A 13,803-nucleotide genomic window follows, 5' to 3' on the forward strand; every position below is an offset into this window, starting at 1 on the left:
TGGCGGCTGAAATTCGTTCACCGTATTGCCGCTGGATCGGGCGAAGCATCGATTTCACGCGGCGGCGGCGATGGTGCCCGGCCGCCCGACGGGGAGGCGTCCCGATGTCGACGCCGGACGCGACGCGGCTGCCGAAGGCGGGCGCTGGACGGCGACTCTGGCGTGGATCAGAACCAATATCTGACAGTTGCCTCCGGCACGCATCATGCTACTGGCACGGAACTTCGCGCGCAGCGCATCTCCGATCAGCCGCGCCCGTCGAGCCGCCGGAGCGAAGGCCCAAGCTGCGGCGAAATGCGTGGCTTGAGCGTGGTGTCCGGATTTGGATCGGAAATGCGTCCAGGTCGGTCGATTCCCCCCGGAAAATGCACGACCCGCGTGGTACACGAAGCCGTCGTCGCCTCGACCCCGAGGAGCCGGACCGCGGCCAACCGCGGTCTTGACCGCATTGACAGCCGTCAACATGGTAGAGCTGGAGACTGGATGATGAAGCTGCCGGACGTCGTCGACTGGAAAGAAGAATGCCGGCGCGTCACAGATGAGATGCGCAACTATACCAAAGCTTGCGTGACGCCGATCTGCCGCAACATCAATGAGACGGAAGGCGCGTTGCACGGCACGGGGGCCTACATGTCCGCGCTCGGCCAGACCATGCTCGTCACCAACGACCACAATTTCGACTTCCAGGGCAAATCGCGCGCTCCGGAAGACCTGGCCATCATGTTCTCCGGCAACTCGTTATTCTACCACGTCCACAACTCCCTCTACTCGGTCGGCTATCCCATCGATTGCGCCCTGTCGCGCATCGCGCCGGCCGTGTGGACGCAGGCGGGGCGGCATGTCCATGCCAATGCCTCGATCGCCGAAGCCAAGCTGGCCTTGGCCCACGACCCGGTGGAAAACGAGCTCCTGTTCTTCGGGGGCTACATGGGAGAGGGGCAGGTTTTGGCGTACGCCACGCTGCCCGACAGGATGGCTGCCCATGTCACGCAGGAAGCCCCCGTCCCTCCCGAATATGGCGACGAGCGCTTTCACTTTGCGCTTCAGTACTGGGGCGATCTGGATGCGGAGCCGAACACGGATCAGGGCCTCCCGGCGCCCAAGGGCTTCAGCGGCTCGCTGGTGTGGAACACCGGCTACACCGAGGCGCGCACGCGGGGGCAGATCTGGACCCCCGAGGACGCCAAGGTCACCGGAATCGTCTGGGGCTGGTCCTCATCCAAGGCCTGCCTGCTCGCGACACGGATCGAGTTTGTCCGCAGCTGGCTCATGCGCTCACTCGAGGCCATGCGCGCTTCCGCCGAGATCCGGGTGGCGTGATGGTGGCGGCGGACCGGCCGGAGCTGCTGCCGGCGCTGGCTGCGCACAGCGGCCGCCGGAACGCAAAGGGCCCCGCCACCGATGAGGAGGCGGGGCCGTGACGCGGCATGCAAAGACGCGATGTGCAAACCAGCACATCCGGTTCGCCGCTGCCGTTTCGTCCGGGCGTGCAGGTGTCTGTGGGCGACAATTCGGGCCTGCCGGGCGGCGAATGCAGCTACCGGGCGGTGCCGACGGCCTCAGGCTGTCCGCCAGGGCACCATCTGGCTCGAGCGGCCGCCCTCGCCCGCCTCCCGTCGACGTCGGATTCGCGGCAACCCCTTTGCGTAGCGCGCGCCCGCGCACATCGGCCTGCCGCAAGCTCCTGTTGCATCGGTATCGCGTCGTTCCTCCGGCGCACGGCTCGATGGGAGGACAACCATGGATACCGAAACGTCCGTAAGCGATCATCGCAGGAGGTCGGAGGCCTCAGTTTCGAGCGAGGCGCGATCCACGGTGCTCGATGCGCCGCGGACCGCCGCCGACACGATGGGGCCATGCACGGTCCTGATCGAGGATAGAGCGCTCTACCGGGAATGCGTCGCGGCCTCGCTGCAGGCCATGGACCCCGGCCATCGCTTCCAGGTTTTCGAGAGCGTGGCGGCCTGGGCGCAGAGCTCCGAGGTCCGTAGGACCTCGCTGCTCATTCTGTGGATGTCGGCCCCGGCCACGCCGTCGATACCCGACGGCGTCTTTGCCGACCGCCTGACGCAAGTGCTGCAGGTGCCGGCGCCGCCGCCCGTCGCCGTGATGTCCGACCTCGAAAGCGCCGACTGTGTCGCTCATGCGATCAACAGCGGTGCACGCGCCTTTCTGCCCACCAGCATGAGCGTGGACGTGGCTGCCAAGGTGCTGGCCATCGTGCGGTCGGGCGGAAGCTTCATCCCGGCGAGCGCGCTCGCGGCACTGGCTACGCCCGGTAACAGCGCCATGCAGCGCTCTGCCGAACTGGCCAGGCTCCTGTCGCCTCGGCAGCTCGCCATCGCGAGGGCCATACGCAGGGGGTTGTCGAACAAGGCGATCGCCTACGAGCTCGCCATGAGCGAAAGCACCCTGAAGGTCAACGTAAAGACCATCATGCGCAAGCTTAAGGCGAGGAATCGGACGGAGCTCGCCTTCCTGACGCGCGACCTGGATGCCACCGGGTGAAGCGGCGTGGTGATGCCGGCTATGCAAGAAGAGGCTCGACTGAACCCGGCAAGGCATGCTGAGGTTCCGGAGACGGGAGGTTGCGTATGCCAAAAGTCGAATACCGCGCCAAGCTTGCCGACGACCGCCGCTCCGCCTCGCTTGAAACGCTGGTCGACGACGGAGCGGTGGCCACGGCGAAGCTTGAGCCCGACCAGGTATCCCAGCTCGTCGGGGTCTTCGCGGCTCTGCGATCGCAGCTGCTGGAGCCCATTCCGAACCGGCCGGGCACGTTGCCAGCGCCGGTCAACGACCCGGCCATCCAAGTCCAGCGCACCCCGACAGGAGCAATTGTGCTCAACATCCGCCACCCGGGCTACGGCTGGATGGCGTTCGAGCTCCCCCCCTCGACGGCCAAGCAGTTGACCGACTGGTTCCGCACGGGCTGACGGCGGCACGCATAGCCGTCACACGCAGCGCCCCCCGATGAGGCCCATCGACGAGCATCGTTTGCTCCGGCGAAACGAAGAGGTCGCGGCCCGGCGCGCCGAATCGGATACGTCACGAACCGGTCGGCGCAGCGCGAATGGAGCGTCAGCCGGCCGCCCCCTCCACCGCCCGCTCTACCTCGCGTGGTGCGGCGGCTGGTATTAGGATGACCGCGGCCAAGCGAGCCATCATGGCTTTCCCGGTGGCAAGAATGATAGCAGCCAACCGAGCTTGCCGGCGAGGAACCCGCCGACGGCGATGAGCCCGAGCACCAGCCAGCGCATACCCCGCGCCTGGAGCAATAGCGCGTGCATCTCGGTCACCTTCTTGTCGATCGACTCCAGCCTCCTTTCGAGATGATCGAGCTCAACCTCGAGCACAGCGACGCGCTCGCGGGTGGCGCGGTCTCCCAGGTCGTCGGCCATCACTCGCCTGCCCTCCCGGTCCAGCGCGTCCCACATTGGCGTTCGCCGAAATCGTTGTGGGCCCACACACGGCGCAGCTCGGCATCGGACAGGCTCGCACGCGCCGCAGCCGAGAGCCGGATCGGCCGCGCCGTCTCGCAGAAGGCGCCGCCGGCGCCGCCCCCGGAGACAGTGACGCAGCCGCAGAGCAGCGCGACGGCCGGCGCCAACACGGCGAAGGCCAGCACGAGCTTGCCCCAGCGCTCGAAGTCCCGCTCCATGTCCGCCCGCGTCTTGCCGGCCGCGGTCAGGTCCACCTCGTCGCGTGTCTGCACCGCGGCGCGGTTAGCCTGCTCGAGTTCCCGGCGCTGGGCATCGCGGCCGGCCTGGAACACCCGGGCCAGCTGCAGCAGCGCCGCTACGATGGCCCCTGCGGCGGCCGCCAGACGCCAGTCCCGCGTCGTCCAGGCCACGATGGCGAGCGCGGCGACGATCGGCGCACCGATGGCGAGCCAGTGCCAGTAGTCGATGAGGAAGGCGATCATGCGGGTGCTCCCACGATGTCGGACACGGGGGCCGCCGCCGGCCCAGGCGCCTCCGCCGTCGTCGGCAGGTCGAGCGCGTCGGCGAGCTCGTTCTGGCGGCGCGTCGCCCACAGGCGGTAGGCGATGCCGCCGACCACGGCGAGCGTGCCGAGCACCGTCAGCAAGGTGACGATGACGCCCATCCCCGGCAGCCGGTCGGCGAGAGGCGTCACCGCGTCGGTGACCTGGGACAGCGTGGTGGTGACGATGCCGCCGCCGGAGAGCGCATCGGCGACGCCCTTGGGCGGCCCGCTCTTCGCCGCCTCGATCGGTGCCTTGGTGCTGCCTGCCGCGGAATAGACTGGCTGCGGACCGACCGAGCCCGACGCCATGGCCTGGCCGGCCGCCCTGACATTGACGACGCGCTTCGTCCAGCCGGCGCCGAAGGTACGCCATGTGTTCAGCGCCTTCAGGAAAGCCATGCGGCGGGCGCAGATGTCGGCAACCAGCCGGTCGTGATCCGGATGGTCGCGGGTCGCCTGCAAGGTGATGGAGCCCGGCATGCCGTCGGCCTTGACGCCGAGCGCGCGCTGGAGCCATTTGACCGCCTGCACCGGGCCCGAGTTCACGGCGCCGTCGAAGACGACGAAATCGATCCCGCCGGGCAGTTCGTCCCCCCTGATCTTGTCCCAGTACTGGCCGTCGTAGATTGCCGCGACCTCGCCGGCCGTAATCCTGTAGACGTCCTGAGTCTTTAGCCCCGCGCGTCGGCGATAGGCGTCGTAGACCCGCTGGGTCACGCCCTGGTTGGTGCGCCCGCCCGGATCACGCGGATCGTCGACCTTGCCGCCCTCGTAGACGAGGACGCGCGCCAGGGCCTTGGCCTGGTTCTCTTGCATGCAGGTTCTCCATGAGGGTGCGCCCGCCGATGGCGGGGCATCGCCGAAGCTAGTCTTGTGAGGAACGCATGCTGCGGCCCCGCTAGGGCTCGCCCATGCGAGCGCTCCGATCGGGAGGTCTTATCCGGTCGCCGGAAGGCACCAGGACGAAAGCGATGAACGATCGCATCGTCTGGCTCGTGATCATCGCGATCACACTGGTTCTGGCTGCCGGGCTTTAGCCTTACTCAGCGCGCTGCCGTTCGGCTCAGCGCGCAATCGCGGGCCCCGCGGCGAACTGCCGCGTACGTCCGCGTGGCTCCGGGTTAGGCTCCGGCTCGACCGGAGCGTTCGCTGCGCTGGGGCGCCCGCTTTGACCAAAGCCTGCGCCGGTCAGCGGCCCCGGCCAACGGGGCTTGCGAGCAAAGCGCAGCAGGCTTATCCCGTGCCCGGCAACGGCGACCGAAGGGCAAGGCGTGTTGGACTTCTTCAACCATATCTTTGGCGTGCGCGGCGAAGGCTACATGTACGTCTTTGGTGGCCTCGGCGTCGGCGCCCTGCTCGTCGTCATCCTGATATTTGGCGTGACCGCCTACTTCAGTCGGAAGTTTCCGAACTAACGGTCGGGCGCCATCGCCTACGCCGACGGTCGCGCGAAAAGATGTCCCCCTCGACGATCCCCACCGCCCGAGAGCCAGCTGGCGAGCCCACCCGCGAACGCCCGCGATTGATGACTCGAGAGGCCTTCCTTGAAGCTCAAGCCTCATGGCTTGGGCCGAGAACAGATGCAGCGACAGCCGGGCTGGACAGGCCAGGGCATCAGGCGGGCGCGGACGGCTCTCCTAATGCGCCCGACGACGTCCGGCCGAGAGACGGTATTGCGATGAGCAGCAGAACCAACTAGGCGTACAGTCGCCTGTGCGAGGCCCAGGCGGATCTCAGAGAGCGGGAGATGGTTGTAAACACTCTGATATTGCCTGGCTTCGTTGCCGTGGTAGCGCTTTTGCTTTTCCTGTTGGTCCGCTTCTACACCCGTCAAATGCATGATGACGACTGACCGATACGCTGCCTCTCTCCGGCAGCTCTTGCCGTCTCCAGGAAAGAGTTGGCCACCAAGCGGGTCGGCAAAGATGACCAGAGCGCCAATTGGGAACCGAGCCAGCTCGCCCGGCCGCCGCGTAGCGGCCGCAGCTCGGCCCAACTGGCTTTGTCTGCGATAGCCTGATAAAGTTCAACCCTAAGCCTCGTTACAGGGCGGTAGCGCTGCGCAAAGAGATCACCTCGTATCCAAGCGCCGCTTCAAGCCGGCATTCTCTCGAGCGACAACGGAGCTGCCACAGCGCGCCGGTTGGCCGAAGCGGCCCCGATAGGCTAACCTGAGCCACCGCAGATCGTGGAGAGCGTCATGAAAGCGTTCGCGTTGGCTGTTGCGGTGGTCGCTGTGCTCGCCATTCTCGCCCTGGGCATCTACTCCGATCTCGCCGTGGCGTCCCTCGTGGCCTGGGATGATTAGCCAAGCCATTTAGCAACCACAAGGAGTGAGCCAAGGCTCCGCCTTGGACCGCAGCCGACGTTGGCAACGAGGCCGACGCGGTGTAAAGATCTCATAAAGGCCGGCTTCACCAAAGCCGCGCCCGGAGCGCGGCGGGTCGTCCGATGCAAGAGATCTGGCGAAACATCGGCAACGGTGACACGACGCTGTTGAATTTCGCCGCCGATATCATTGGAAGCTGCCTGTACTTCGCCTTCCTCATCCTTCTAACCGTGCTCGTCGGTGGGCCCAAGCAGTAGGCTGGCCGTTCACGGCGCGGCGCAAGCTCGGTCCGTTTGAGCGCTACAATGCGACGCCGCCTAAGCTCCTCAATGCGCTCAGAGCCGAACTGCTCGAAATCAGCGGCGGGCCTGAAGATCCTACTTTGCCGCGTCACGGAACATCGAGGTGGACCGCTCGGCAGCATAGCCACTGGCGACCTTATTCTCGCGGCGCTCGCGAATGAAGCGGGGATCAGATCGGCGCTGGGCCCTGAACTTGAAGGCCTCGACGCCGTTGGCGACGAAGTCCACCACTTGGCAACGGATTTGATTGTCGAGCTGCCATATGGTCGCTATGGGCCACGTCCAGCGCGGTCTCGACGCACTGACTGAACGACGGAACCGGGCCCACCCTCGATCGCCCTCGGCAAGAGAGCATAAGGATCGCTGACCGCAGTGCACTAGATCGCAATTCACTCCGATCCGTGCTATTCGCCGGCCGTCTATCTGCATCAGGAAATAGCGGAGCCAATTAGTGCTTAAGTTTTATTATATGGGCGCGGCACTCTTCGTGGCCGCACTGCTTTATATTTTCTTCGTATATGTAAGGGGCCAGTCAACTATGGATGACGACGACCAATTCACTGCTCGCTGCAAAATACTACGGTCGCCGCCGCACATCCTCCAACTTTTTTGAGGCTTCGCGGACCTTTTCCGCCGCTACAATACGCTCAGATGCGTCGCGAAACTCGCTCCGGCCAGTTATCAGCGCCGACCACGCTAATGCCGACGCCACCTGAAGCGGCGGCAGTCGCTTTATTCCACCTCTACGAGTCGATTCTACGAGTACGCGCGTGCTGCGCCCGGCATCGATGGACCCATCTTCTCTAACGAAGCCCGCTAGCCACGTTGCACCCTTCAGCAGCATCGTGCTGACCATGTCCCGCGTCGCTGGATCGTGACACACAGTATAGAAATGCGCAGCGTTTATCAGACCGGCCGCATGATAGCCAACATCATACCCGCCGCCCTCCGGGTTAATGCCTTCTGCCGTTTGCTTCGAGAAGCCCTCACGCGCGTAAAAATACGCTTTTGATCGTAGCGCCTCGTCTCCTGTCAGCTCGGCTATCATTCCAAGCGCTGAGGCGGCAACCCAGTAGCGGTGTACGTAGCGCGCAAAAGCCCGAACCCCCTTATGCGTTCTGAAATCGAGCCCTGCGACATATTGCGCGCTCTTGCTCATCTTGCCGAGCAGCGCCTCTCCCTCGCTCTTGAGCCCGAGCTGCCGCTCTGCCAGCAAACCCGATGCGCCGTTCTCGACGATCGCAACAATCCCGAGAACCGAGCCGGGAATGTCGTCAAAGCTGCCGTCTGGCCTCTGCAAATTGAAACCCCATTCCAGGGCTTTCCAGCCGGCATGACGCAAGGATGGATCGTTCCGCACCAAACCCATCTGCACCCATCGACCGCCTACGCGCTGTTGATAAAAGAGCGGTTCAGTCCTCTTCCCTTCTTCGAAATCGTGGTTTAGGGCGAACGCACCAGTGAAGTGATCTGGCACCCGCGGAGTTGGCCCCAGCGCCGCGTTGACCGCGGGATTAAACAGGGCAATCCCAAACTCAAGATTTGCCGGCTGAGTAGCCGCCACTTGCGGCCGGGCAGCCGTATTGGGCTGGCCCACCGACGCGGACGACGCGATAGCCAGCGCCGCCAACGCGCCCACAAATGCAGCGACGTAGCGCCCAAAGTGCCTTGCAGTCTGTCTCACGGCTATCCCAGGGTAGCAATTCGTTGTAAGAATACGACCGCCATCCGATCCGTCAAGGGCAGCCGAGAAGGCATTGTCTGCCGACGGTCGCACGATCGACGCTAGAGAGAGACGACGCCATGCAGGAAGCCGTTCGTTTGATTATCTGGGATCTGGATGAGACCTTCTGGCGCGGCACCCTAACAGAAGGCGGAATTCTTGAGTATATCCAAGAAAATCATGACATAGTCAAGGAGCTCGCAGCACGCGGTATCATGAGCTCCATCTGCTCCAAGAACGATTTTGAGACTGTAAAGGCTATCCTTGTCGAAAAAGGCATTTGGGATTACTTTATATTCCCCAGCATCGACTGGACACCAAAATCTCACCGCGTGCGCGAAATCGTTGAGGCCGCGCAACTCCGGGCGCCCACGGTCATGTTCATCGATGACAATCCCGGCAATCGCGGAGAGGTTGAAGCTCTCGTTCCGGGTATTCAGACAGCCGACGAAACCTTTCCATCTAAGATACTTGCCAGCCCACTCTTCAAGGGAAAAGACGATCGCGCACAGACCCGGTTGAAGCAATACAAGCTCCTGGAGCAACGGTGGCTCGACCAGAAAAATTCCTCGGGAGACAACAGGGAATTTCTAAAGAATAGCAACATTCGCGTCATATTCGAATTCGACGTGCACAATCACCTAGACCGTGTCATCGAACTGATCAATCGAACCAATCAGCTCAACTACACCAAGAGGCGGCTACCCGAAGATGCCGAGGCAGCTAAAGCCGCCATCGTGGCAGAGCTCGACCAATTCAACATTCGCGCCGGCCTGATACGCGTCATCGACAACTACGGCGACTACGGTTTCATCGGCTTCTTCCTAGTGAGGCGGAACAAGCTCGAACATTTTTGCTTTTCGTGCCGCACGCTTGGCATGTACGTCGAATCCTGGGTTTATGACTGGCTAGGTCGACCTGAGCTGAACGTCGTCGGCGAAGTACTTACCGATCTCTCCGTCGAACACGGCGTCGATTGGATCACAGCTCAGGATGCCAATGACGCCGGGAGAGTCGCTGATGGCCCACAGACAAAGCTGCCCTCAGTTCGCCTACGGGGCGGCTGTGATCTCGACAGTGTTGCCCACTACTTCAGGCTTCACGCGAACGAGCATCTCTCCGAGTTAATGTTCGCCCGCAATGGCATGTCCGTCAGACTGGATCACTCGTTGCTCTTTTATCACGCCCTCCGCGGCGCATCGCATGCTCAACAGAAGGCCGTCGAGCCAATTGGCTTCGAACCCGAGGATTTCAAAACGGCCATGTTCAAAGATGCCCCTCCTGGTACAATCTGGGTCTTCAGCGGTTGGGGCGATGCGAAGCTAAGTGTGTACCGCCATAGGGAAACAGGAATCGAAGTTCCCTTCAACGTTCCCGGCATTCCGGCAAATTTCGCAACCATCGACGCCGACAAGCTAGCAACTCTTGTCGCGCCCCTTCGTCTATCGCAGGACCGCGTAGAAGCCATCGAGCGAGCCGTTCAGCACCTCCGGGCCGAGTTCGAGTTTAGGGGCCCCCTACGCGGTGAGCGCTTCAAAGCCGTGCGGCGCAAAATATTCGAATCTGTCCCAGCAGATGGGCATATGTTTGTGATCCTCGGCAACGAGTCTGGGCGCAACAATGCCGGCGAACCGACTCCGCGAAACAGCATGATTCATAACAACAAATGGACCAAGGAGATTTGCAGGGACTTTCCAAATGTAACTATTGTTGAGATTGAATCGCTGTTTGAATTAGGCTTGCCTCGGCCGGCCGGCGATCATCTAGACAGGTCCGTTTACCACGCACTGTTCAAAAATCTCCTCGAATTAGCGCGCGGACTCGGGCTTCCTTCGGCGCTGCCGAGAGCTGCCGCGGAGTGACGGCATGCAGCGCCGTCGACGACCCCGCCGAAATAATTGGCGGCCCAAACATGGGCTCTAGCTGTCGTCAACGGGGCCGGACGTGGCCGTTGGCTAGCGGCCACGCTCTGGGACGACTGACAAAGCACCAATGAATTCGCTTACCGCTCGGCTACGCCGATTATCTTGCAAACTTTGAGGCAGTTTATGACAGTTCCAGATGTTCTAGGGATGCTTGACCGGGCTCGGTCGTTGATCGCCGAGCGCGGCGTAGCTGCAGAGCTGCCAGATGTTCCCCATAGCGCTGTTGAGATTCCCGGCGATAACCTGCTGTTGGTCGGAGAAGGAGCGAACGTAGAGCCTGGGCACATCTCGATCAAAGGTACGGGAAATGTTGTCGTCGTTGGCAGGAATGTTTTCCTTCAGAAGGCGCAGATCGGAATCGACGGTAACTCAGGTCTCGTTATAATCGGCGATGATTCAACCATTAGAAATGCTCGTTTAGGTATTAGATATAGCAACTGCACAGTTGTACTTGGAAAGAAGCTCGCATGGCGCGGCGGCATGCTCTTCTGTACTGGCAACGACGTTCATGTTTTAGTTGGAAATGAATGCATGTTTGCCGATAAAGTTATGATTCGAACCTCAGATGGGCATGGCATCTTCGATCTCTCAACTGGAGAGCGAATTAACAAGCCCGATTCGGTCGTTATCCATGAGCATGTTTGGCTTGGCAATTCGGCTCGCGTGTCTAAGGGCTGCGTAATCGGCGGAGGATCTGTTGTCGGTCAGAATTCTATCGCTTCTGGCCGCCTTCACGGGCGAAGCATTTATGCAGGAGCTCCGGCACGCAAAGTGCGGAGTAACATCGCTTGGAGCCGCGGAGAGACGTTTCGCAGCGTTCCCGAGAAATTTCGGCGCACCACACTCCACTTTATCCCTCATGGCGGTCAATCGTTGGCAGCGGGAGCAGGCGCGAAAGGGCTTCCCGTGGAAGATCGAATCTATTCGAAGTCGCCGCCAACAAATCGAGGGCTGATGTTTGTGAGCGGAACACGTGGCGCGGGAGACGAAGCTGTGAGTCAATCGGCGCTGTCTAGCATAGAGCCAGCCTACGAACGCTATTCGGCGTTCAACGGAGAAACGCCGGGGACTGCCCTCATGGCTTGGCTGATTGCCGAGCTCGAGCGTGCCGGTAACACATGGGATAATGCTCTATATAGAACTCACGCCAAGGGTGGCCGCCCTATAGCGCGACTATCGCAAGGCAACCCGCCCTTCGCCAACTTTGAGAGGGAGGTTGAGGCCGCGGTACAGATAGCTAAGGAGAGATCGCAGGACATCAGTATTCCAGCAGTTCTATGGACGCAAGGCGAGGCTGATCGTAACAATACGGGGCGCCTAGAGTACGCTGAAGCGCTTCGCAGCCTTCGGTGGGCCTACGAGGCGGTTATACAGCGTGCGCTTGGATCGGCGCGGCCGGTCGCACTGTTGATAGATCAGCTCGCAGCGAGTTATAGATACGACGCTTCCGAGATTGCGCTTGCGCAACTAGATTTGATTGAGAATGATGCACACTTTTTTCTCAGCACACCAAAGTATATATTTTCCGGAGATGTATTTGGCTTGGTGGACACCGTTCACCTCCGGCCAAAGGCGACTGCGCTATTAGGCGAGTATCAAGCGAAAGCGTGGAAAGCGCTATTCGTTGACAAGCATACCTGGACTGGCTTGCGTCCGAAGTCCTTGACCTTGATCGGCCGAACGATACAACTTGAACTTTACGTGCCAGAGCCTCCGATTGCACCCGAGCTATCGAAGCTAGCGAGAGCTAGGAACTTGGGATTCCGCGTGGGCGGCGAAAAGATCGAGAGCGTCGCCGTAGTCGGCCCGCAGCACATCGAAATTTGTTTAGATCGCGTTCCGGAACGGCACGCGGCGCTTGACTATGCATTTGGCGGCGGTGCGCCGGGGGCCGGTCGCCCCCGTGCGTGGGGCAATATTTGCGACAGCGATGAGACGCCATCCATCGTGAGGCCCGAAGAGCCGCTTCGGAATTACTTGGCCGTTTTTCGCCGGCCATTATACCAAGACGACGAGACACCGCGCGTATAGCGTCCTGCGCCAGCAATTCGCAATGCCGCTTGGGTAGCGAGCTCTTTATGCTAATCCGTAGGGAGTGCGTCGCCGGCAAAATAGTCGGAAGCGGCGCCGGCAGGTGATGAAGTTTGCCGGTTTTGGAGTGTTGACGACCCGCAGCTTTCTTGCAATTCGCGCTTGCCGCGTTGTCGTGATTCTATCGCCGTCGAAGGGGCGATGGGGAGGCTTGGATGCGGCCGAGAGAGACTGCCGAAGATGGTCAAAACGATCTGTTCCGGGCGCGGCTGGACCAGATCGTCGCGCTGCATCATGCTCTGGTGAGGCTGGCGTGGACGATCGATTGGGGGCTTCCTGGAGCGCAGCTTGGGCACGGTCTACACCGACGCCCCGGTCGGCCGCCGCTGTCGACTCGGCTGATGGCAGGGGCTCGCCATCCTCAAGCACATGCACAATCTGTCGGACGAGGCGCTGGGCGAGCGTTGGGTCGAGAACCCCTATTTCCAGTTCTTCTGCGGCGAGGCGTTCTTGCGTCATGAGCGGACCTTCGATCGCTCGTCGCTGACGCGCTGGCGCCAACGCATGGGCGAGGAACGATTGACCGCGCTCGTCCAGGAGAGCTTGGCGGTCGCCGTCAAGACCGGCGCGGCCAAGCCGGCCGACTTCTCTCGCGTCATCATCGACACCACCGTGCAGGAGAAGGCGATCAGCTTCCCGACCGATGCCCGGCCGATGCACCGGGCGCGCGAGCGGCCGGTGCGCCTGGCCAAGAAGGTCGGCGTCGATCTGCGCCAAAGCTACGCGCGGGCCGGCAAGCATGCCCTGATCGCCCGGCAGCGCTACGCCCCGCCAAGCAATTCAACCGGGCCAACCGGGCGCTCAAGGCGATCCGCACCATGCTCGGCCGTGTCATCCGCGACATCGGCCGGCAGATCCGCAGCGAGCCGGAGCTGGCCGGACGCCTTCGCCCTGCCGCTGTCGCTCGCCCGTCAGGTCCACGCCCAGAACCGGCGCCAGCGGGGCAAGAAGATCTACTCGCTGCATGCGCGCGAGACAGGGGCAAGGCCCACAAGCCCTACGAGTTCGGCGTCAAGGTCTCGGTGGCGACACCGCTCCTGCGCTGCAAGGGCGGTCAGTTAGTCGCCCATGTGAAGGCCATGCCGGGAGCCCCTTACGACGACCGCACGCTCGCCACCGTCATTCCAGCGATCGAGGCGAGCACCGGCGCGCCGATCCAGCGCATCCTCGTCGATCGCGGCTACAAGGGCCACAATGCCCCCGAACCTTGCCGCTTCAAGGTCTATATCCAGGGCCAGAAGCGGCGGGTCCCCCAAGCCATCAAACGCCAGCTCGGGCGCCGCGTCGCCGTCGAGCCCGTCATCGGCCATCTCAAGAACGAGCACCTCATGACGCGTAACCGCCTCGCCGGATCCCTCGGCGATGCCTTTGCGCTCTCATGCTAGCAACCGCTGACCGAGCCAACACGCGCAACGCCCTCACTCAGATCCCCTGATCAGGATTCTT

Annotated in this window: 12 protein-coding genes and 1 pseudogene; 8 read left to right on the forward strand and 5 right to left on the reverse strand. The window is 62.3% G+C overall.

The window, feature by feature from the left end; genetic code table 11:
• Positions 1-483 precede the first annotated feature (483 nt).
• The 3 genes from ACZ5PO_RS31960 to ACZ5PO_RS31970 all read left to right on the forward strand — a co-directional run bounded on the left by ACZ5PO_RS31960 (position 484) and on the right by ACZ5PO_RS31970 (position 2,936).
• Positions 484-1,320: a hypothetical protein gene (locus ACZ5PO_RS31960; protein WP_464186561.1), complete on the forward strand. Its 837-nt coding sequence runs from the start codon at positions 484-486 to the stop codon at positions 1,318-1,320.
• 420 nt (positions 1,321-1,740) lie between these two features.
• On the forward strand, positions 1,741-2,508 hold the full coding sequence (locus ACZ5PO_RS31965; protein WP_464186563.1) for a response regulator transcription factor: 768 nt from the start codon (positions 1,741-1,743) through the stop codon (positions 2,506-2,508).
• A gap of 86 nt (positions 2,509-2,594) precedes the next feature.
• Positions 2,595-2,936, forward strand: coding sequence for a hypothetical protein (locus ACZ5PO_RS31970; RefSeq protein WP_464186564.1), 342 nt, complete (start codon positions 2,595-2,597; stop codon positions 2,934-2,936).
• Between the two features lie 228 nt (positions 2,937-3,164).
• Here the strand turns inward: ACZ5PO_RS31970 and ACZ5PO_RS31975 are convergent, their stop codons facing one another.
• The 3 genes from ACZ5PO_RS31975 to ACZ5PO_RS31985 are packed head-to-tail and all read right to left on the reverse strand — an operon-like array spanning position 3,165 to position 4,803.
• Entirely contained in the window at positions 3,165-3,401 is a 237-nt protein-coding gene (locus ACZ5PO_RS31975; protein WP_464186565.1) for a hypothetical protein, read from the reverse strand.
• Entirely contained in the window at positions 3,401-3,925 is a 525-nt protein-coding gene (locus ACZ5PO_RS31980; RefSeq protein WP_464186567.1) for a hypothetical protein, read from the reverse strand. The genes ACZ5PO_RS31975 and ACZ5PO_RS31980 overlap by 1 nt, the downstream gene beginning before the upstream one ends.
• A complete protein-coding gene (locus ACZ5PO_RS31985) occupies positions 3,922-4,803 on the reverse strand; it encodes a glycoside hydrolase family 108 protein (protein WP_464186568.1) in 882 nt (293 codons plus the stop codon). Before ACZ5PO_RS31985 ends, ACZ5PO_RS31980 begins: the two co-directional genes overlap by 4 nt.
• A gap of 455 nt (positions 4,804-5,258) precedes the next feature.
• Between ACZ5PO_RS31985 and ACZ5PO_RS31990 the strand changes: the two genes are divergently transcribed.
• Together ACZ5PO_RS31990 and ACZ5PO_RS31995 are read left to right on the forward strand one after the other, a co-directional pair.
• Positions 5,259-5,402, forward strand: a complete 144-nt coding sequence (locus ACZ5PO_RS31990) for a hypothetical protein (protein WP_464186569.1) — start codon at positions 5,259-5,261, stop codon at positions 5,400-5,402.
• 1,036 nt (positions 5,403-6,438) lie between these two features.
• Entirely contained in the window at positions 6,439-6,573 is a 135-nt protein-coding gene (locus ACZ5PO_RS31995) for a hypothetical protein (RefSeq protein WP_464186570.1), read from the forward strand.
• 120 nt (positions 6,574-6,693) lie between these two features.
• Here the strand turns inward: ACZ5PO_RS31995 and ACZ5PO_RS32000 are convergent, their stop codons facing one another.
• The gene (locus ACZ5PO_RS32000; protein ID WP_464186571.1) at positions 6,694-6,846 is read right to left on the reverse strand and encodes a hypothetical protein; all 153 of its coding nucleotides are present in this window, start codon (positions 6,844-6,846) and stop codon (positions 6,694-6,696) included.
• 349 nt (positions 6,847-7,195) lie between these two features.
• A complete protein-coding gene (locus ACZ5PO_RS32005; RefSeq protein WP_464186573.1) occupies positions 7,196-8,302 on the reverse strand; it encodes a hypothetical protein in 1,107 nt (368 codons plus the stop codon).
• Between the two features lie 119 nt (positions 8,303-8,421).
• Between ACZ5PO_RS32005 and ACZ5PO_RS32010 the strand changes: the two genes are divergently transcribed.
• The 3 genes and pseudogenes from ACZ5PO_RS32010 to ACZ5PO_RS32020 form a co-directional block, all read left to right on the forward strand.
• Complete coding sequence (locus ACZ5PO_RS32010) at positions 8,422-10,203, forward strand: HAD-IIIC family phosphatase (protein WP_464186575.1); 1,782 nt, start codon at positions 8,422-8,424, stop codon at positions 10,201-10,203.
• Positions 10,204-10,389: 186 nt separating this feature from the next.
• On the forward strand, positions 10,390-12,297 hold the full coding sequence (locus ACZ5PO_RS32015; RefSeq protein ID WP_464186576.1) for an acyltransferase: 1,908 nt from the start codon (positions 10,390-10,392) through the stop codon (positions 12,295-12,297).
• 215 nt (positions 12,298-12,512) lie between these two features.
• Positions 12,513-13,724, forward strand: a pseudogene (locus tag ACZ5PO_RS32020) (IS5 family transposase); the annotation flags it as partial.
• Positions 13,725-13,803: the final 79 nt, after the last annotated feature.

Source organism: Chelatococcus sp. KU-N122, from assembly GCF_055391085.1.